The organism is Paenibacillus wenxiniae, from assembly GCF_039822605.1.
In the GTDB taxonomy this organism is placed as follows: domain Bacteria; phylum Bacillota; class Bacilli; order Paenibacillales; family Paenibacillaceae; genus Saccharibacillus; species Saccharibacillus wenxiniae.
On sequence record NZ_JBCGUH010000004.1, the window covers coordinates 194,582 to 215,395 of the forward strand.

10 protein-coding genes are annotated in these 20,814 nt (G+C 47.7%); 8 read left to right on the forward strand and 2 right to left on the reverse strand.

Annotation, left to right across the window (positions count from 1 at the left end):
- Positions 1-219: 219 nt before the first annotated feature.
- The 8 genes from AAHF22_RS09650 (at position 220) to AAHF22_RS09685 (ending at position 16,981) form a co-directional block, all read left to right on the forward strand.
- Complete coding sequence (locus AAHF22_RS09650; RefSeq protein WP_347324789.1) at positions 220-2,028, forward strand: sensor histidine kinase; 1,809 nt, start codon at positions 220-222, stop codon at positions 2,026-2,028.
- A complete protein-coding gene (locus AAHF22_RS09655; RefSeq protein WP_347324790.1) occupies positions 2,025-3,620 on the forward strand; it encodes a response regulator transcription factor in 1,596 nt (531 codons plus the stop codon). Before AAHF22_RS09650 ends, AAHF22_RS09655 begins: the two co-directional genes overlap by 4 nt.
- A complete protein-coding gene (locus tag AAHF22_RS09660; RefSeq protein ID WP_347324791.1) occupies positions 3,617-4,585 on the forward strand; it encodes a sugar ABC transporter substrate-binding protein in 969 nt (322 codons plus the stop codon). The genes AAHF22_RS09655 and AAHF22_RS09660 overlap by 4 nt, the downstream gene beginning before the upstream one ends.
- Positions 4,586-4,750: 165 nt before the next feature.
- Positions 4,751-5,986, forward strand: coding sequence for an aminopeptidase (locus tag AAHF22_RS09665; protein ID WP_347324792.1), 1,236 nt, complete (start codon positions 4,751-4,753; stop codon positions 5,984-5,986).
- A 980-nt stretch (positions 5,987-6,966) separates the two neighbouring features.
- The gene (locus AAHF22_RS09670) at positions 6,967-9,315 is read left to right on the forward strand and encodes a glycoside hydrolase family 3 N-terminal domain-containing protein (RefSeq protein WP_347324793.1); all 2,349 of its coding nucleotides are present in this window, start codon (positions 6,967-6,969) and stop codon (positions 9,313-9,315) included.
- Between the two features lie 531 nt (positions 9,316-9,846).
- Positions 9,847-13,956, forward strand: a complete 4,110-nt coding sequence (locus AAHF22_RS09675) for an alpha-mannosidase (protein WP_347324794.1) — start codon at positions 9,847-9,849, stop codon at positions 13,954-13,956.
- A gap of 3 nt (positions 13,957-13,959) precedes the next feature.
- Positions 13,960-15,285 carry a glycoside hydrolase family 125 protein gene (locus tag AAHF22_RS09680; protein WP_347324795.1) on the forward strand — a complete coding sequence of 442 codons (1,326 nt, stop codon included), beginning with the start codon at positions 13,960-13,962 and terminating at the stop codon, positions 15,283-15,285.
- 271 nt (positions 15,286-15,556) lie between these two features.
- Positions 15,557-16,981: an alpha-L-fucosidase gene (locus AAHF22_RS09685; RefSeq protein WP_347324796.1), complete on the forward strand. Its 1,425-nt coding sequence runs from the start codon at positions 15,557-15,559 to the stop codon at positions 16,979-16,981.
- A gap of 365 nt (positions 16,982-17,346) precedes the next feature.
- Here the strand turns inward: AAHF22_RS09685 and AAHF22_RS09690 are convergent, their stop codons facing one another.
- Positions 17,347-18,348 (reverse strand): ABC transporter substrate-binding protein, encoded by a 1,002-nt coding sequence (locus AAHF22_RS09690; protein ID WP_347324797.1) that lies wholly within the window; start codon positions 18,346-18,348, stop codon positions 17,347-17,349.
- A gap of 96 nt (positions 18,349-18,444) precedes the next feature.
- Positions 18,445-20,808 (reverse strand): helix-turn-helix domain-containing protein, encoded by a 2,364-nt coding sequence (locus AAHF22_RS09695; protein ID WP_347324798.1) that lies wholly within the window; start codon positions 20,806-20,808, stop codon positions 18,445-18,447.
- Positions 20,809-20,814: the final 6 nt, after the last annotated feature.

Here is a 20,814-nt window from a genome sequence, read left to right on the forward strand (position 1 = left end):
CAAAAAGATAAGATATTGACGCATTTGGTCATTTATTTTAATTTTTTTGGTTTTTCACATTTTGGATGAAGGGTAGTGCCTAGTTAGCGGTAAAAGGTGTATAATTTTAGTTAAAAGGTGTAATTTTTTGATAGCGCTTTCTTTTTGCTTGACAAGTAGGCTTCGGTTTGTACATCTTACAGGTGGAACCCTATTTTAGATGATGAGGTGCGATGATCGATGAGGTTGATCCGTTTGATGTCTGCCAGCCTGAGGATAAAACTGCTTGTCCTGTTCACCGTATTAACGACCGTCCCATTAATTACGGTCGGGATTATCTCCTATCAAAAATCCTATGAATCGATTGCGGAATATAGCAAAGCGGCAAGCATGTTGCAGGCGGAAGAATTGAGCAGAAATATTAACAATCTGTTTGATGACACTGAGCGATTGCTGGAGCTGAGTAATAATCCGCAGGTCATTCATTTCCTCTTTTCCCAATCCGAAACGTATACAGAAGCGAAAGAGATTTTGCAAACATTTGCCCTTTATCGGGATACGTACAAGTACGAAGATGTGATGAATATTAGCTTTATTAATTTATACGGTAAAGGGATCAGCGAGCGAAAAGGTGTGTTCCAGTCTAATATTAACCCTCTGCGCAATCCTCATTTCCAGACACTAACCGAGCACCCGGATATCGTTCTGAGAATTCCACCATCGATGGCATCCGACTATGACCATGTTGATGGATTTACTTATCCCCAGGAAGAAGTTATTTCTATTATTGCGACTGTACAGCAGCGAATTACGCATGAAGTGATCGGGTTTATTATTATCGATTTGAACGCTTCATTCATCAAACAATTTGATGACCATATTCGGATTGGCAAGACCGGATTTTTTAGCGTCATTGATCAGTCCGGTCAGCCGATTTACAAGCTGTCAGACGATCAACAGAAGCTGGAAGAGCTGGCACTGGCAAGTTTACCTGCCGCCGAGCAAACGGGCGCGGACAGTTTTGTACTGTACCCACAGGGCAAGCCGTGGTTTGTCGTGTTCAGTTCTTCGCTCACGACCGGCTGGAAAATTGTCGGTCTTGCACCATTACAGGAAATTGTGTCGGAAGCCGATCGGATTCGGCAGCTTATTATTTTCAGTGTTATTTTGAGCATTTTATTTGTGATCATTATTTATTTCTTTCTCACGTACCGACTGACACAACCGATTCAGTTACTCAAACATAAGATGAGGCTTACCGCAGAAGGGTATCTGGAAGCCAAAGTTCAACCTGTTGGCAATGATGAAATTTCCGATCTCGGTCAGAGCTTTAATATTATGGTGGAGAAAATCAAACAACTGTTAAACCAGAGCATTTTGAAGCAGCAACTATTACAAAAAGCAGAGCTACGTACCTTACAGGCACAGATCAATCCGCATTTTTTATATAACACACTTGATTCGATTGTCTGGATGGCGGAAGCAGGGAAGGATGAGAGTGTAATCCAGCTTGTGAAAGCATTATCTCAATTTTTCCGACTTAGCTTGAACAAAGGCAGGGACTGGGTGACGATTCGCACTGAACTTGCTCATGCGCAAAGCTATCTCATCATTCAACAAATGAGATACCACGATATTTTGGAATACGACATCGACGTGGACGAAGAGCTGCAAGAATATCCGATTTTGAACATGACGTTGCAACCGTTGATCGAAAATGCCATCTACCACGGAATCAAAAACAAAAGAGGTAAAGGCACGATTACGATCAGCGGTTATGAGGAAAATGACGCTGTCGTCGTATTAACCGTTACGGATAATGGCGCAGGTATCACAACTGAACGACTTGTCGCTCTTCGACAGGAGCTGGATCATCCCCTACACGCAGAAGATTATGATTCGTATGAGGGAGGGTTCGGATTGTTGAATGTACATCAACGTTTGCGGCTATATTTTGGAGAAGAATATGGTGTGCAATTGAACAGTGTAGCAGGAGAGTGGACGGAAATTTCGATCCGTATTCCGAAGCATAGGAGGTCGCGTACATGAAAAAAATTATGTTGGTTGATGATGAAATTCTGATCCGTGAATCAATACGTGAGCGTGTGAACTGGGAAAAAGAAGGCTTCCACTATTGTGGCGACGCTGCCGATGGTGAGCTGGCATTACCGTTAATTGAACAGCATATGCCGGACATTCTGATTACCGATATTAAAATGCCTTTTATGGACGGGCTGGAGCTATGTTCTGTCGTTCGGGAGCGTTTTCCGCACATTAAAGTCATTATTCTTAGCGGACATGATGATTTTCATTATGCACAGACCGCTTTGCGACTCGGTGCAGCGGATTATTGTCTGAAGCCATTTAGCGCGGCGGATTTACTTCAACTTCTTCGTACCGTAAGCGATACAATCGATAGGGAGGAAAATGAGAAGAAAAGAGACACCTATACGGCCGAGAAGCTTTTTGCCGATCTGTGCGGCGGTCTGATCAGCACAGCGGCTGCGATCAAAGTAGCAGACCAGTTAAAACTACAATTAATGACGTCCTACTATGCCGTAGCGATCCTTACGTTATCGTCTACTGATCCGACCAAGCCGGAGCTTGATCCAGCTAGATGTACAGAGGCTGGACGCTGGATTCATGAGCAGCTTTGCGAACAGATCGATTATTTTATGTATAAACGAAGCCGTACCGAAACGGTATTGATTATCAAATGCCAGCAGTCGGAGGAACCATCGCTTCAGTTACAAGCACGAGTAAACGATCTACAGCTCCTTCTACACGCCCAATTCCAATGCGAATTGACCCTGTCTGTTGGCGGTGTGCAAGAAAGGCTGCAAGGCATTCATATCTCTTACCTGGAAGCAGAAGCCGACCATCTGGAACGAAGAATGTTGCGGCAAAATAAAGATGCTTTATTGCACACTTCTGCTGGTGGTTTCGATGAGAACGTACTGCTGGACAGAAATGAATTACTTGATTTTCTAAAGCTTGGTTGTTCCAGAGACGCTCCTGATTTTGTGCGTGCGTTTACGTCCAGACTGGATAATGTTAACTGGGATTCGCTGTATGCGTATTACTTAATGCATGATTTAACCGTGGAAATGATCGCTGCTGCGAAGCAATATTTCCAGAGAAATCATCCTACCGACGATGTGCTGCCAGCGCTGCAACAGCAGATCAAGCATATTAAAAGTCATGATGATTGTCAGCATTATTTGTTGTCTTTGCTAGATCAATTATGGACATGGCGGCAAGCAGGTACAGACAAGTACAGTGAGCTGATCCATGCCGCCAAACTTTACATTCGCCAGCACTATGAGGATGACCAGCTGTCTCTGTTTGATATTTCCAAGCAAATGGCTGTCAGCTCCAGTCATCTTAGTAAAATTTTCAGCCAGGAAACAGGGCAAACGATGACCGATTACTTAACGCTTATCCGCATCAACAAAGCGAAAGAACTGCTAAAGCTGACGCGCCATAAAACGTTCGAAATCGCTTTTCAAGTCGGCTACAAAGACCCGCATTATTTCTCTAATCTGTTTAAAAAAGTTACCGGTCTAACCCCTACCGAATACAGAAAACATAGCTTTGAACAACAGACGGAACAAGTGGGAAAAGGGAAGAAGCAACGATGAGTCGGATCATGCCACTTTTTCGTTTATATGCGCTGCTTATGATCCTGCTAGTAGCGAGTGGATGTGAAGGGAATACGGCCAGCAACATGATTCCTGATAGTACAAAGCAAACGAAAGAAACCGCGCCCCCTGCCACTACCGTTGCTCACGCTCCACTCGTGTTTGGTATTATTTATCCGACGGTGAATCCAACGTATGAAATCATTACCGAAAACCTGAAAACAGCCAGCGTAAATCATGCGGTTAAATTGATCGTTCAAGCGCCGGATGAAGCGAATCTGGAACAACAAATCCGCATCATGGAGATGATGATCAAGCAGGAGGTGGATGGTATTGCCATCGATCCGGTCGATTCTGCGGCACTTGTTGATGTGATCGACAAAGCGGTCGCCAAAGGCATTCCGGTCGTCTGCTTTGAATCGGACGCTCCAACCAGCAAACGAGTTGCTTTTATCGGTGCAGACAATTATGAAACCGGGGTAACCATCGGGAAGTCGGTCAGCAAGCTATTAGATGGTAAAGGGATGGTCATTGTAGAGTCAGGCATGCCGCATATGTTAGGGCTAAGCCAGAGATTAGACGGATTGAAGCAATATTTGAGTAGCCATACGACGATCGATATATTGGAGATTAGCAACAATGATGGCACAGAGGAAGATGCAACCGAGCAGTTAGAGCGGATGATTAGCGCTCATCCGCATTTTAGTGCATTGATCAATTTGGACCCGGTATCCAGCTCCAGTTCGATCCTTGTCTGGAAAGCGAAAGGCTTAAAGCAGTACAATATCGCGCTCGGTTTGACACCAGCGGTGCAAGAATCACTCGTGAACGGACAGATTACGCGGATCATCTCCCAGAATGAACAGCATTGGGGCGAATCGATTATGAACACATTGCTTGCGATCACAGACGGTCAGAAGGTGCCTCCTTTTGTAAATACGGGCATTACGGAAATCGGTGAATAGACGGTTTCATGTTCATGTGATTCATTACACGGTATACTGGATGAGTTCGTGCTGATGTCGGAATCGTTCGTCCTTTTTATATATCGCGTTATTTTATGTAAAATAGAGTAGAACGACACGATGACAGAGACCGCGTAAATCAACAGACACCAAAGGAGACTCACAATGAACTCATTTACACACATGCTTGAAAAATATGCCCGTCTGGTCGTCCAGATCGGAGTGAATATTCAGCCTGGACAGGTGCTGATCGTTAACGCACCGCTGGAAACGGCTGAACTGACACGTTTGATCGTTGCCGAAGCGTATGACGCAGGAGCTAAATATGTGATGGTCGATTGGGATGATGAAGCGATCACCCGTATTCGTTACGAGCATGCGGCAGACGATACGTTTGATTATTATCCGACATGGCATGCGGATATGATGGAGAAGTTCGCTGCCGAAGGCGGAGCGATTTTGCGTATTAAAGTCCCGAATCCAGAGCTGTTTAGCGGTATCGATTCGTGGAAAGTATCCAAGTCGGTAAAGGCAGCAGCGATCGCCAATGAAAAATACAGTGACTACACACGCAACAGCCGCATCAGCTGGGCGCTTGTTAAAGCACCGACTGTGGCATGGGCAAACAAAGTATACGCCGATCTGCCGGAAGAGCAGCGGATCACAGCGATGTGGGATGCGATCTTTATGATGAACCGTGTAAAACCGGACAATGATCCCGTAGCTGACTGGCATGAACATGTAGCACGTCTGCAAAAAGTACAGGAACGTCTGAACAGCAAACGTTATAAAAGCTTGCACTACCGCGCCCCAGGCACCGATCTGCGTGTGGAACTGCCGGCAGGGCATCTATGGAAAAGTGCGGGCGGTCCGAATGCGGAAGGTACATATTTTATCGCCAATATGCCGACCGAAGAAGTGTATTCGATGCCACATCGTACCGGTGTGAACGGTACGGTAACGAGTACGATGCCGCTGAATTTGAATGGACGGCTTGTAGAGGGCATTCAGCTGACATTTAGCGAAGGCAAAGTGACCGCTTATGATGCGGTATCCGGTTTGGAGCATCTGACCTCACTATTAGAAACGGATGAAGGCGCAATGTATCTGGGCGAAGTGGCGCTTGTACCGCATGATTCTCCGATCTCCAATCTGAATCGTATTTTCTACAATACCGGTATCGATGAGAATGCGTCGTGTCACTTTGCACTTGGTAGTGCGTACCCGACCAATCTGGACGGTGGCACCGAGATGAGCAAGGAGGAACTGCTACAACATGGCGCCAATGTGAGTCTGACGCACGTCGATTTTATGGTCGGTTCAGCAGAGCTGGATATTGATGGTGAGCTGCCGGATGGTACGCTGGAGCCGGTGTTCCGTAAAGGGAACTGGGCGTACTGAGCGGTAGATCAGCATGAGATGAGTAACACAGGTACGGACTATGAATGTTGGATAAGCTCATGACGAAGGAAACAGTGCAGCAAGCTGGATCGTACATTCAATAAGTTGTTGTTAGCTAGCGATGAAGTTAATTTTTACATTTGTATAAGATATGTATCCATGTCAGAATGCATCGCCAAACGTATATACGAGCAGTGCATTGGCTGTGTGCTCGTTGGGTACCAGGGGCGACGAAAACTGTTTTACTGGGGCATCAACCACTCCGAGAAAGAATAAGGGGACGGACTCCCGTCTCGCACAGGAATCTATCGATTAGGAGTATAGTGTAGATTCCCGTGCTGGGAAGAATAACGATAGTTTGCTTTCGCAAAAGTCATTTTTCATTGAACCACATGTTCATTGAACGATGTGTTAGAACATCGCTAACCCTGTAAGTCGTCCTTACCCTTATTTACTTCTCGCAGTGAAGCACAGCTTACACGTATACGAGTTGGCGTACATGCCCTAAATAAGAGTGGATATAAAGTATACCCTTATTATCGATATTAGCAAGAAGCTGCGATCTTCGGATACGCAGCTTCTTTTTTATGCTCACATTCCTCTACATAATAAATTTTTTTCGGCTGTTGTATGAAAAAGCTTGAAATAATTTGCGAAAAGAACTTCGTTTAAATGATACAGAATCAATAAAAACAGAAGCATAACTTCCTATATACAACCGTCTCTTTTTAATTAAAACCATTTATATCCATATAAGGTGATAAATAAATAATTTTTTCTTATTTTCTCGATAATTATGAAAATTATTTTTATAGAAAATAATAAAATTTTAATTCTCGCTGGACAGGTATCCGTGGCACAGAAACGAACTACTACACTGTGACGGAGTGCTGAGGACGATGTGAATCGTTAAATCGTTAAGTAATCCGCCTGTACATTTTGGCGCATAGCGCCGCGAAAGGGAAAGGGTGACTTCATTTATGAGCTACAAGGATGCAACACTTTCGCCGCAGGAGCGCGTTCAACACCTGCTGGCACAGATGACGACGGATGAGAAGATCGGGCAACTGGTACAGCCGTTTGGCTGGAAGATGTTTACGAAAAATGAAGATGGCAGCATCACACTAACCGAGGCGTTTCAGCAGGATGTACGTGAGGGACGGATTGGCGCGCTTTATGCGGCGCTTCGTGCTGATCCGTGGACAGAAGTGACACTGGAAACCGGGCTATCTCCGCGTGAAGGCGCGGAAGCTTTGAATACGATACAGCAATACACGATGGAGCATTCACGGCTCGGCATTCCGATAATGTTTGGCGAGGAATGTTCACATGGACATATGGCGATTGGCGCAACGGTGTATCCGGTGCCGCTACTGGCGGCAAGCACATGGAACCCGGAATTATATGAGCGTATGTGTGCAGCGGTAGCGCTGGAAACGCGCAGTCAGGGCGGCGTAGCCACGTATTCGCCTGTGCTGGATATCGTGCGCGACCCACGCTGGGGACGAACGGAAGAAACGTATGGCGAAGACCCGTATCTGGCAGCACAGCTGGCTGTATCAGCGGTACGTGGTTTGCAAGGCGAATCGCTGGCGGCGCCGGATCGTGTGATTGCTACACTGAAGCATTTTGCCGGATATGGTGCATCGGAGGGAGGACGCAATGGGGCACCGGTACATATGGGCTTGCGCGAGCTGCACGAGATTGATTTACTGCCGTTTCGCAAAGCAGTTGAAGCTGGAGCAGCTTCGGTCATGACTGCATATAACGAGATCGATGGCGTGCCGTGCACATCGAATGATTATTTGCTGGATGAGGTGCTACGCAAACAATGGGGCTTTGCTGGATTTGTGATTACGGATGCCAGTGCGATGAATATGCTGATGCAGGATCATGGGCATAATGTAGTCGAGACGGGAGAGCAGGCGACTGCCATTTCGCTATCAGCAGGGATTGATCTGGAAATGTCTGGCTATATGTTCAGCCGTTACTTATCTGCGGCATTGGAACAAGGTCTGGTTCATATGGAACAACTCGATCGGGCGGCAGGACGTGTGCTGGACATGAAATTCAAGCTCGGTTTATTTGATCGTCCATATGTCAATCCACAGATAGCAGAACAGGTCATTCATTCACAGGCACATATCGATCTGGCGCGCGAAGTAGCGCGTGAAGGTATGATTTTGCTGAAAAATGATGCTGAGCTATTACCGCTCCCTGCGACGGCATCCGGACGAATCGCTGTGATCGGTCCAAATGCGAATAAGCCATACAATCAGCTCGGCGATTACACCTCTCCCCAGCCTGCGGGCAAAATCGTCACGCCGCTGGAAGGCATTCGCGCACATCTAGCTGCTGCGGGTCAGGAAGAGCGCTTATTGTATGCACCGGGATGCCGCATCAAAGATGGCTCGCTGGAAGGTATTCCATATGCACTGGAAGTGGCGGCACAGGCAGATACGATCGTGCTCGTGCTGGGCGGATCAAGTGCACGCGATTTTGGCGAAGGTACGATCGATCTACGCACTGGACAATCGCTTGTGCATGAATCCGAAGAAAGCGATATGGAGAGCGGCGAGGGCATTGACCGCGTCGATCTGACACTGGCAGGCGCACAGCTTGAACTGTTCCGTCAATTACACGGACTGGGCAAACCGATCATCATCGTTTATATTAACGGTCGCCCTGTTGTTGAACGATATATCGATGAGCAGGCGGATGCGATTATTGAAGCATGGTATCCCGGCCAGGAGGGGGGACATGCATTAGCTGATATTTTGTTCGGAGATGTGAATCCGTCCGGTCGTCTTACGCTGTCCGTGCCGCGCCATGTCGGTCAATTGCCGATCTACTACAATGCGCGTGCAACACGAGGCAAACGCTATCTGGAAATGGATCTGACCCCTGCCTACCCATTTGGTTATGGACTAAGCTATACTCGTTTCCAATACAGCGAGCCTGTCATCGAACGAGCAACAATCGACATCGCCAGCATTGCCAAGCCAACAACTCCAGCCTATGCAGATACATTAACCGAGGTCAGCATACAGATTACCAATATCGGCCAACGAGCAGGACACGAAGTTGTCCAGCTCTACATCACCGACGTCGTCGCATCGACCACACGCCCTGCCAAACAGCTAAAAGGCTTTCATAAAATTCATCTACAACCCGGCGAAACCCAAACCGTCACATTTCCAATCACCGCCGAACACCTGGAAATGCTAGACCGTAATCTGGAACGTATGATAGAACCCGGCGAATTCCGCCTCCAACTTGGCAGCCACTCCGCAGAGGGGAAGACGATTTTGTTGACCGTGAAGGCATAGCTTTTAATTGTGTACAGCGCAGTGCCAGGATTTCCAAACAAGATGGCTACATCGTTGAGTGGGTCACTTTTGCATATTGCCTACATCCAAAGTGATAGAGTACAGCTTACTGCTCGATCCAGGTTAGCTATTTATTTTATTGATTTGAAGCATATAACTAAACTAGATCGAAAAAGCAACTTGATCATGTACACCAGTATTTAAAAATGTTTCGAGCCGCACAGAACGCAGGCAAGAAAATAAAGGAAAAGAACAACTTCTAGTGTTAGCGATCTTCTAACACGGGGTGCAATGAAAAAGCGATTTTTGCGAAGCAAACTATTTTACAGCTCTGAAAGCGCATATCACACATACCCTATCATATCTCACATATTGCGCCCCCAGCCCTGCTATAGCATAATGCCGTTAAGTTTACCGCTCGATCCAGGTCTTTATAGCGCCTGTCTGATCAGAGCATACATGTCATCCCATTGTCGTCACAGCACACTACGAATATACCTGATAGCAGGTACACAGGAGGCTCATTTCGTTATGCATCGGATGGAACGATTTCTTAAGCATCTCGCCAATGGACAGTGGTTGGAACAGGTGGAATTGGAACGATGGACGATAGAAGAAGTACGCTATGTGACTGCTGGACAGTATGAGTTATTGTCACCGCGCAAAATCAGTGACCGCACACTCCAAAATACACATGGCATCACGTATAGGCTAGAAACGGAAATTACCGTGCCAGCGGATTGGAAAGATAATCCGACCGCCCTTTTGTTTCATGCAGGTGGCGGAGAGGGACTGCTGAACATCAACGGTGAGCATTATCATGGACTGGACAAAAATCATACCTTTATTCCCCTACGTGTCAGCCATATCGGACAGCCGCTCCAGATCGAGATCGAGCTATATGATCCGATTCCAGAGCCGCGTGATCCGTTAAATGGACAGCCGGAGTTCGTCGCACCGCTGAGCGGTTTTATATCAAGCATCGTTCGGATCAATAAGGGACTACGGAGTCTTATGCACAGCATTCGTCTGCTTGTCGATGCGGCACAGCGCTTGCCAGAAGGCGAACGGCGCCGTCATGACATTTATGAGGCGTTGGAAGAATGTATGCGCACGGCATATGATTTACCCCAGGAATCATGGCAATTATCCAAGCCGTGGGAGCAGCTTCAGCAATTGCTACGTCAGCGTGTCGGTGCGTATGCGCCGGACGCAGAGACGAATGGACGCATGATCATGGTCGGACAATCACATATCGATCTGGCGTGGTTATGGCCTGTACGTGAGACGGTACGCAAAACGAGTCGTACCTTTTCTACGATGTGCACGTTATTAGAGCACTATCCTGAATTTATATACACCCAAAGTCAGCCGCAGCTATTCGCTTATGTGAAGGATCACTATCCTGAACTGTATGCCAAAATTAAGCAATATGTTGCCGCAGGACGCTGGGAGCTAGTCGGCGGCATGTGGATCGAGCCGGATCTGAATATTCCAAGCGGCGAATCACTAGCTCGTCAGCTATTGTATGGACAGCGCTTTTATCGGGAGGAGTTTCAGCAGACGTCCTCGATCGAATGGTTACCGGATACGTTCGGCTATGCCGCCTCATTGCCACAGCTGCTCAGACAGGCAGAGATCGATTATTTTATGACGACCAAGCTGAACTGGAATGATACCAATGTGTTTCCATATGATCTGTTTCAGTGGGTAGGGATCGATGGTACGCCCGTTCTGTCCTATTTGAATCATGGGGTGAACGAGTCGACGACGGTCAAAGATATCGACGAGCACTGGCAATCGTTTCGGCAAAAGGGAGTGCATCCCGAGCAAATGTTGCTGTACGGACATGGTGATGGTGGAGGCGGTGTGACCGAGCCGATGGTGGAATATGTACAACATGCTGAATGGATGATCGGTCAGCCGAAAGCAGAATTTGGAACGGCAAAGCAATTTTTTGAACATATTAGCCAGCAGGAGCCAGAGCTACCCGTCTGGCGAGGCGATCTGTATTTGGAACTGCATCGCGGTACGTATACGACGCAGGCATGGAACAAACGCTATAATCGCAAAGCCGAAATTTTGTACCGTGAAGCTGAAATATGGGAGCGACTTGCGATGCTGCGGCTGGGCGTGAGCAGTCTGGCTCCAGACGATACGGACGATCATGTGACTGAACCGAACGTAAAGAAGGACAGTACAGAAGCGCAAGCAATGAATAACGATCAACACCACCTGACAGATGGCGATTCTCGTCCAAATGAAAGCAAGTATGTCTCATCAGAGCAACCTTATTCCGTTTCCGGTCAGGCAGCAGCGCGTGATGCGGAGGCAGCGACTTACTCTGTCAGTCCGTTGCTGCTTCATCGTGCAGAGGGCGTAGATCAGCAACCGATTACACCAGCATTGTTCAAACAGGGCTGGCTTGGCATGATGCTAAATCAATTTCACGATATTGTGCCAGGTTCAGCGATCCATGAAGTGTATCGTACATCCGATGTGGAATATGAAGAGATTTTGCGTATCGGACAAGCCGCGCTCCATCAGGCTCTCGATGTATGGACACAGTCTATTTTGCAAAACGATATGAACGGCAAGCTAGCCGCGAGTTCGTTAAAGGATACAGAGATAGAAGCAGAGACGGAAGCAGTAACAGATACACACACGGGTATCCCTTATGTTGTATTCAACAGTCTTGGTTGGGAACGTGGAGACTGGATTGAAATTCGCGGTGGGGATGAGCTGCGCGGATTGACTGCCTTTGATGAACATGGACAAGCGCTACCTTGCGATATCGTTGTGCTGGAGCTTGCCGAGCCAGAGCTACCGCCTGTCGCAGCACCGTCTGCCCGTTTTAACGTGGCGCGGCCTAAACTGCCCGGACTCGTTCCGCTGCAACATGGATTATCATCACAAGGTGCATTATCGCAAAGTGCATCATCGTCATCATCGGATTCCGCTTCAGTAGGAGCACATATCTATCATGCTAATGGCAGTGCAAAACAGCCAACTCCATTAGAAAGAGTAGATCAATTACAACCAGTAGAGCAATCAGAACAATCAGAGCATCTACAGCAACCAGAACAATTAGCAGCACCGACTTCATCAGCAAATCAACAGCCGTCAGCTTCAAAGTTTGCCTTACGTATTCATATCCCATCGATTCCCGCCTTTGGGTATACGATCATCTGGCTGCGTGAAGCGGAGCAGATGCAAGTTAGCGCACCTATAGCGCAGGAATATGAGCACGAGGATGATGTGAGCAGTCCGGCAGATATTGTGCTCGGTGCGGAGGTTCCGGTCGTTTGGGAGACGCCATTTTATACGATTCGTTTTAATGAGCAGGGTGAAATAGCTTCGCTGTATGATAAGGAATTTGAACGTGAAGTGCTCAAGCCAGAACATGCCGGCAACGTATTTGGCTATTATCATGACCGTCCAACGTTGTGGGATGCGTGGGATATCGATCCACAGTTTGCTGCGCAGTCGGCAGGACGTGCTAATCTGCTCTTTTCTCAGGTAGTCATGCGTGGGGGGACAGGAGATATTTTGCGCTTTCGCTGGGAGGTAGGCGGTTCGACGATTACGCAGGACATATACCTGTACACTGCCCACCGCCGCATCGATTTCCGCACCACAGTAGACTGGCAGGAAAGCCATAAGCTGCTCAAAGTGAGCTTTCCGGTTGATCTGATCGCTGAACAGGCAACCTATGAAATTCCATTTGGCGCACTGGAGCGGACGATGAACAACAATACTTCATGGGAACGGGCGCAATTTGAAGTGTGTGGACATCGCTGGGCCGATGTGTCAGAAGGTGACTATGGAGTCAGTCTGCTGAATGATTGCAAATACGGCTATGACATCAAGGACGGTCATATGCGCTTATCGCTGCTGCGCGCACCCAAATGGCCGGATCATGCGGCAGATATCGGTCAGCATGAATTCACGTATTCGTTATTGCCACATGGCGGTAACTGGCGTGAAGCGCATATTGTGCGTGCAGCGGCTGAACTGAATCAGCAGGTGCCCGTGCGACTGCTTGCCCCGGTTCACACCAGTGAAAGCAATCAGGCTTCATCTTCTGCGACAAGTGTACATGCTCGTTCGCTTACATCGAGCAGCGACGATAAACGTAGTATACACAGTCAACATAACGACACGATGCACATTCAAACGGCTAAGGATGCAAATACAGCGAACATGGCAAATAAAGCAAGTATCGCCAACACCATGCAGGCAACTGGCATAGCAAACGCAAGTTCTTTCCAGTCGTCTACGGTTGCGAAACGGTCTACAACGATTCCTGCAGCGGTATCATTCGGACAGGATACTAGCGAATCGCATTCGAAGCCAGCAGGCGTTTCGTTGCTGTATTACAGCAGTCAGCATGTTGTATTGGATACGATCAAGCCTGCCGAAGATGGCGATGGTACGATTTTCCGTCTGTATGAATCATCCGGTAGCCGCAGTAAGGCGGTACTGACGATACCCGAAACCGCCCAGCATGAACACGGTCACTGGCTGCTGACCAATCTGCTGGAAGACGAACAGCAACGTCTGGAAACGCAGGATGGGCGACTGGAACTGACATTCAAACCGTATGAGATCAAAACGCTGAAATGGAAAGGCAGTGCATAAACAATGACTCAGAGTATGGCGAATATTACGATGACATCGTTTGAACTGCCGGATGCGGTCAAGGCGGTGCTGGAGGAAGCGAATCGCCGCCTTCAGAACCGTCCCAAACTGGCGCAGCAATTTCGCAATTGCTTTCCAAGCACGTTAGAAACGACGACCAAGCTGCTCGATGATGGAACGACGTTTGTGATCACCGGCGATATTCCAGCGCTATGGCTGCGTGATTCGGTCGAGCAATTGATGCATTATGTACCACTTTGCGGTGATGATCCGCAGTTGCAACGCATCATCGGCGGGTTAATCCGGCGGCATATGTTTTATGTATCGATTGATCCATATGCCAACGCATTTAATGAAACGGCGAATGACTGGCACTGGGACCCTGCCGATGAGACCGATATGGGCCCGTGGGTTTGGGAACGTAAATTCGAGCTGGATTCGCTCTGTTTTACGATCAGACTAGCGTATCATTACTGGAAAACAAGTGGAAATACGGATATTTTTGATAGCGGCTTTAAGCAAGGACTGCGCACGATCTATGAACTGTGGCGGACAGAGCAGCGTCATATGGAGGAATCACCGTACCGTTTTACCCGCCGCAATTGTCCAGCGATTGATACGATTCGCAATCGCGGTATGGGCATGCCGGTGAGCTATACCGGGATGATCTGGTCTGGTTTTCGTCCAAGTGATGATGCTTGCGAGCTGCATTACAATATTCCGGCTAATATGTTTGTTGTCGTCTGTCTGCGGCAGATGCAGGAGATGGTACGCTTCGTGTATCGGGATATGGCATTTGCCGAGGAACTGGCTGTGATGGAGGAAGAAGTGCAGCATGGGATTGAGCGATATGGTATGTATCGCCATCCTCAGCATGGACTTATTTATGCGTATGAGACAGACGGGTTAGGCAACTATTGTTTAATGGACGATGCGGGTACACCGAGTCTGTTATCGATGCCGTATCTCGGTTATTGTGCGTCGGATGATCCGATCTATTTGCGTACCCGTCAGTTTATTTTGAGTACGGAAAATCCGTTTTATTTTGAAGGCAAAGCAGCGAGTGGGATGGGAAGTCCACACACACCACCACAATACGTATGGCATATGGGCTTGTCGATGCAGGGCTTGACCGCATCCAGCGACGAGGAAATGTTGTCTATGATCGATACGCTGGAAGCGACCGATGCAGATACGGGTTACATGCATGAGGGCTTTCATGCGGATGATCCATATACGTTTACAAGGCCATGGTTTGCCTGGTCGAATAGTCTGTTCGCTAATCTTGTCTATCGAGCGCTACAAAAAGGGTTGCTGGACGCGGAATAGGATGCTGGATGAACGATATGTTGAATTAACGGAATCAACGGTACGCTAAATGTGTAACGGTATGCCAGATGATCAATGTAAGCTGGATGCATAATGGACACTGCACGCATGATGTTACACTGGACGCCTACAGATAGGTGCAAAGGTTCGCCTATTTGCATCTATTCCTCAATAGGCTATTGGATCGCCACCTATTTCCGAGCGAAAGAAACATATAGTCCATTATCCTTGTACAACAGTGATGAATGAATAAGAACAAGGAGGTCATACGATGAGCGAACAGCAGGTGCCAGACAAGGAGCAGCCACAGACCGACAAGCTGCTGGAAGTGCAAGATGGGGTTCACAATTACAGCAGTGAAGAATCATGGGTAAAGCCGGAAAATCCATATTTGCTAGAGCGCTTGGAATGGTTCAAAGATCAGAAGCTCGGACTCATGATGCACTGGGGACCTTACTCTCAGCTCGGTGTAGTCGAGTCATGGGCACTAAGCGATGACGATGGTGACTGGTCACGTGATGGTATCGACTGGCAATCCGATCCGCAGCAGCTCAAGCGTGAATACTTTAGCTTAAATCGTACCTTTAATCCGATTCGCTTTCAGCCGGACGTATGGGCAGAGCTGGCGAAGGAAGGCGGCTTTCGCTATTTGAACTTTACGACCAAGCATCATGACGGCTTCTGTATGTGGGATACGCATACGACCGATTATCGAATTACTGGCAGGGACACGCCTTTTCACCAGCATCGTTATGCAGATATTGTAGGTCATCTGTTTGAAGCATTCCGGCAGCAAGGGCTGGCGATCTCGGCTTACTTTTCCAAAGCAGACTGGCATACGCCATATTACTGGACAGATGGGATGGAGCGCGGCGATCATAGCTGGCGCGGACCGAGCTATGATCCACATCAATATCCGTGGCTGTGGGAGCAATTTGTACAGTTTACCCATGATCAGATCGAGGAATTATTAACCCGATACGGACGTGTGGACGTGCTCTGGCTAGATGCAGGCTGGGTTCGTCCGGGCAAAGGTGGTCAGGATATTCGACTCGGTGAAATTGTTGATCGGATGCGACAGCACCAGCCGTGGCTACTCGCTGCTGACCGTACCGTAGGCGGTGCGTACGAAAATATCGTCACACCTGAACAGACCGTACCAGAGCACGCGATGTCGATTCCTTGGGAAAGCTGTGTCACGATGGGCACCTCATTCTCCTTCCGTTATGAAGACGAATACAAATCAGTACGTGAACTTGTTCATCTGCTGCTGGAGATTGTATCTAAGGGCGGCAATCTGGCTTTAAATGTAGGCCCTCAACCTGACGGCCGATTACCTGCTGGAGCTATTGCACGTATTAAAGGGCTGGGCGCCTGGCTGAATACGTATGGTGAAGCCGTCTATGAAACACGTAGCTGCGAACCTGTGTATGCGGATCATTGGGCATTTACTAAACGCGCCGCAGAACAGCGCGTATATGCCAGCTACCTGTATGCCAGCGAACATACATCTGTACCGCTCGTACATCTAATCCCGTATCATGGCAAAGTACAATCGATTGATCTGTTAGGTGAAGCAGTGCTAAGTCATCTAACCTTCCGCACCACCGAGCAAGGACTTGAAGTAGAGCTACCAGCAGCCGTAACCGAAGCAGAAGCACCAATCGCGCATGTATTCCGTTTGTACACGAGCTAAATAGTGCAGTTTAAGAAGGGGAAGAGTCAGAGTAAAATTAAAAGTAAGGGTAAAAGTAATAGTGAGGGTAAGAGTAAAAGTAATAAACCAAAATAAGCACATCATCAAACGGAATCTGTAGCGATCATGTATATCCTATGCAAAGATCAGCTGTTCATGCGCGATCTATCTCCAATTCCAGCGCAAGCAGCGGCAGTAAGCTAACTATATATGCTCATTGGCATATGATCTGGAGCGGATAAACGATATTCAAATAGCCTGATCCCGCAGCGACTAGCCAGGCGCGGGATCAGGCTATTTTAGAGTGAAGAGTAGTAGACGCAATCGCTACTCATAAAAGGGTTTATCCTTACGAATCGGCATCATTATTTGCTTTTAGCTACGATCATATCAGCCAGCAAGCCCATCTGTCCTATAATCGATTCTGGATCATAATAGGAGAAGGTATCATAGGGCAGATCATACACCTGCCCCTTTTTCACAGCGGGCAGGTTTTTCCAGATCGAGCTGTTCAGGATCGTATTTTTCTGCGCTTCGGTCGTGCCATCGTTAAAGCAGATAAAGATATGATCGGCATTCGCATAGTCCGGCAGGCTTTCAAGCTGAATTTGTAAAATTTGCTTGCCGCTGTCGATCACTTCTTTTTTCACATTAGCCAGTGGTTTGAATTGCAGTCCATCGTATAATGCATATCCACCGCGTCCATAGTTGTCGCCAAGAATCGCAACGTCTTTTTCACGCACATTGATTAAGACTGCGGTTTCGCCAGGCTTTACAACATCTTTTATTTTGGCACGCGCAGCGGTAGCGGCTTCATCGTATTGCTTCAGCCATGCCTCCGCCTGTTGTTCGCGTCCGAGCAGCTTGCCAAACAGTGCAATTTCTTCTTTCGGATTTTTGTAGGCGGTATACGGAACATACAGTGTCGGTGCGATTTGGCTTAATTCATCATAGGCTTTCACATCAAAGTCATTAATTACGATCAGATCGGGATTGAGCGCAATCACCTTTTCCATCGATGTCGGTGCCCCTATGTCTTCAATGCCTTGCTCCTGTTCCTTCAGGAATGGACTGCCCATCCACCATTCTTTGTTGGCACCAACAGGCTTGAGACCGAGCGCGATCAATGTACCATGATAATAGGTAGATACGATGCGCTGTGGATGGGTAGGGATCGTAATCTGGCCTTTCGCCGTATCGATCGTGTGTGTAGCAGAAGCGTCTGTCGTTGCTTCACTTGATGATGTCGTCGCAGTTGAGCCGGATGATGCCGGAGTATTCTCTGTTCCACAGGCAGCGAGCAGCATGCATAGCACGACTATCAACGCTATCATACAGGCTGATTTGGAAAACAGCCGATTGTTCATATTCATTCCTCCAATTTGCTAATTGATAATGATTATCAAATAGAATCATATCAACCTCTTGCCGGAACGTCTATGGACAATGATGATCACTTGCTATCACAAATATGATGCCATGCTGTTCAACCATGCTTTAAGCTGTAATTGCTGAGATAGCGGGTCGAATCCGTAAAAGAGATGCCGATCCATAACATGTAGCTGTCCAGATTGAACAGCCGATAATTGCTGCCAGAATGAAGATGTCATCACCGAAGCTGCTGCCTGTCGCTCTGTTCCGTATGCGTTTCCGTTCTGATGCTCCATTGGATAATGAATCACGATCATATGATCAGCGGCATAATGATGTAATTGTTCTAATGGCACCTCTATATTCAGTCGCCCCGTATCGATCAGCTGTTGCTGTACGTGTGCAGGCGGCTCACAATGAAGCCCATCATAAATGAGCGGCCCGCCCATACTGCGCAGATTGCCATATACGTATACCTTTTCTGACACGATCTTGTAAATGCCCACTGTCTGGTGTCGCTCCAGCCAGCTCTGCATTTGCTGTTTTGCCTGCTGTAGCATCATATCCCATTGCTGTAACCAGTCCTGCGCCTGTTGCCTGCGTTGCACTCGCTCGGCTAGCCAGAGCCATTGTCGCCGCCAGTTATATTGCTCGATCTCCAATCGTTGTACCGGTGCATAAGTATGCAATTGTTCACTTTGCGGATCATCATGATAAGCAAATACAAGATCTGGCTGTCGCTCCTGTAGTAAACTAAGCGAAGGTGCAGGGAGTAGAGCAGCCACTCCATTCGTTGCATCTTTTGTCGTTGTGTGCGTGCCTGTTAATTCTGCATGACCACTCGACAGCGTCCAATCTGCCTGCTCTACAAGCTTTACCAGCTCGGGAAAATGGCGCAGTACCTCCATATCGATCTGCCCGGCAACAGGCACGATCCCCAGCTGCAATAGCATCGCAGTAAATGGCCTATTCCAGCTCACATATTGTTTGGGCGCGGTTACATACTGTCCGGGCGGCATGCCGAATCGCTGCCTGAATTTACGGCTAAAATAGTGTACATCACTATACCCACAACGCCGTGCAATCTCCTCCAAACTTGTCTGCGATAGTTGCAGCTCCAGCCGTGCCTGATGCAATCGCAACTGCGATACATAGTCACTAAATGAACAATTTTGACGGCTCCGAAACATACGTGAAAAGTGCTCCGGTGTCATACCCATTTTGCGTGCTAGCTCATCACGCCGTAAATCCTCGCGGAAATGAGTTTGCACATACTGAAGCATTTGCTGAAAGGACAATGGCTCATCACGCTTCGCTGCTGCTGTCTCCACGGCCAGCAGATGCAATAGCTCATAAAAGCAGCGATACATCGCCAGCAGCGCAACAGGCTGCTGAGCATCCGCTGCATCCATAGGATAGCTTTCCAGCTCTTTACACAATCGCAAAATCTCAGCGGGTGACTGAATAGGTAGTATGACCGCCGTACTTATCGATTCGCTCAGTATATTATCCATAGGCCCAAAAGCAGCCGCTGCTGAAGCAGTCTGGCGCAAAACGAGCCGATATACGACTAGCGGCTGCCCATCCATACTACCTATATGCACACCTGTCTGATGCGGGCAAAATAAGATCTGCTGCGATGTCATCAGTATAGGACGTCCATGAATCGTTACTTCCGCCTGACCATGATGTACAAAAAATAACGTATCCTCATCCGCTACAATCCATTCCTGCCCATTGATGGATTCGAAATGTAAACTCGTAAACGATACGGGAATCCAGATGGGGAGAGAAGCGGATAGAGTGGACGTGCTCGGTTTAGAAGTAGAAACAATATTTAAATTCGAAGTAGAGCTAAAGTTCAGACTAGAATTAGAATTTGAGCTGGAGCAGAAACTTGAATTTTTAGGTAAACTAGAGCTAGAAGTAGAAGTAGAAGTAGAAGTAGAAGTAGAAGTAGAAGCAGAAGCAGAAGTAGAAGCAGAAGCAGAACTAGAGATAGCACTAGAGCTGATACCAGTATCAGTACCAATACCAGCAATCGGATCAGCAGTAGCACTCGCCCGATTATACGCTCCCACATTTTCCTTACAATTATGATGATTGGTCATCTCACCATCTATCTGACCGCTACTGCGGCGATTGTTCGCAGCAATAGTAGCTTCGCCTTCATTGTCTATACTTGCTATACCTGCAACACCATCCTCAGCATCGCCAACGCGCTCTGCGCTACCTGCTATCGCATTATACTCCCCCTGCACAATTCGCTCGATACTCGCTTCATCTACATGTCCCTTGTTCAAGTGCTCACGGATTAGCATGATTTGCTGATCATCAAGCTTCCCTAGATAGCGGATCGTTCGATGACGTGTATGACCGTCCGTATCGCGATACGATTCCACCAGTCGATAATACGTATAGTTCCGACCAGCACGCTGCATAGATTGTTTTTTCAAAAACAT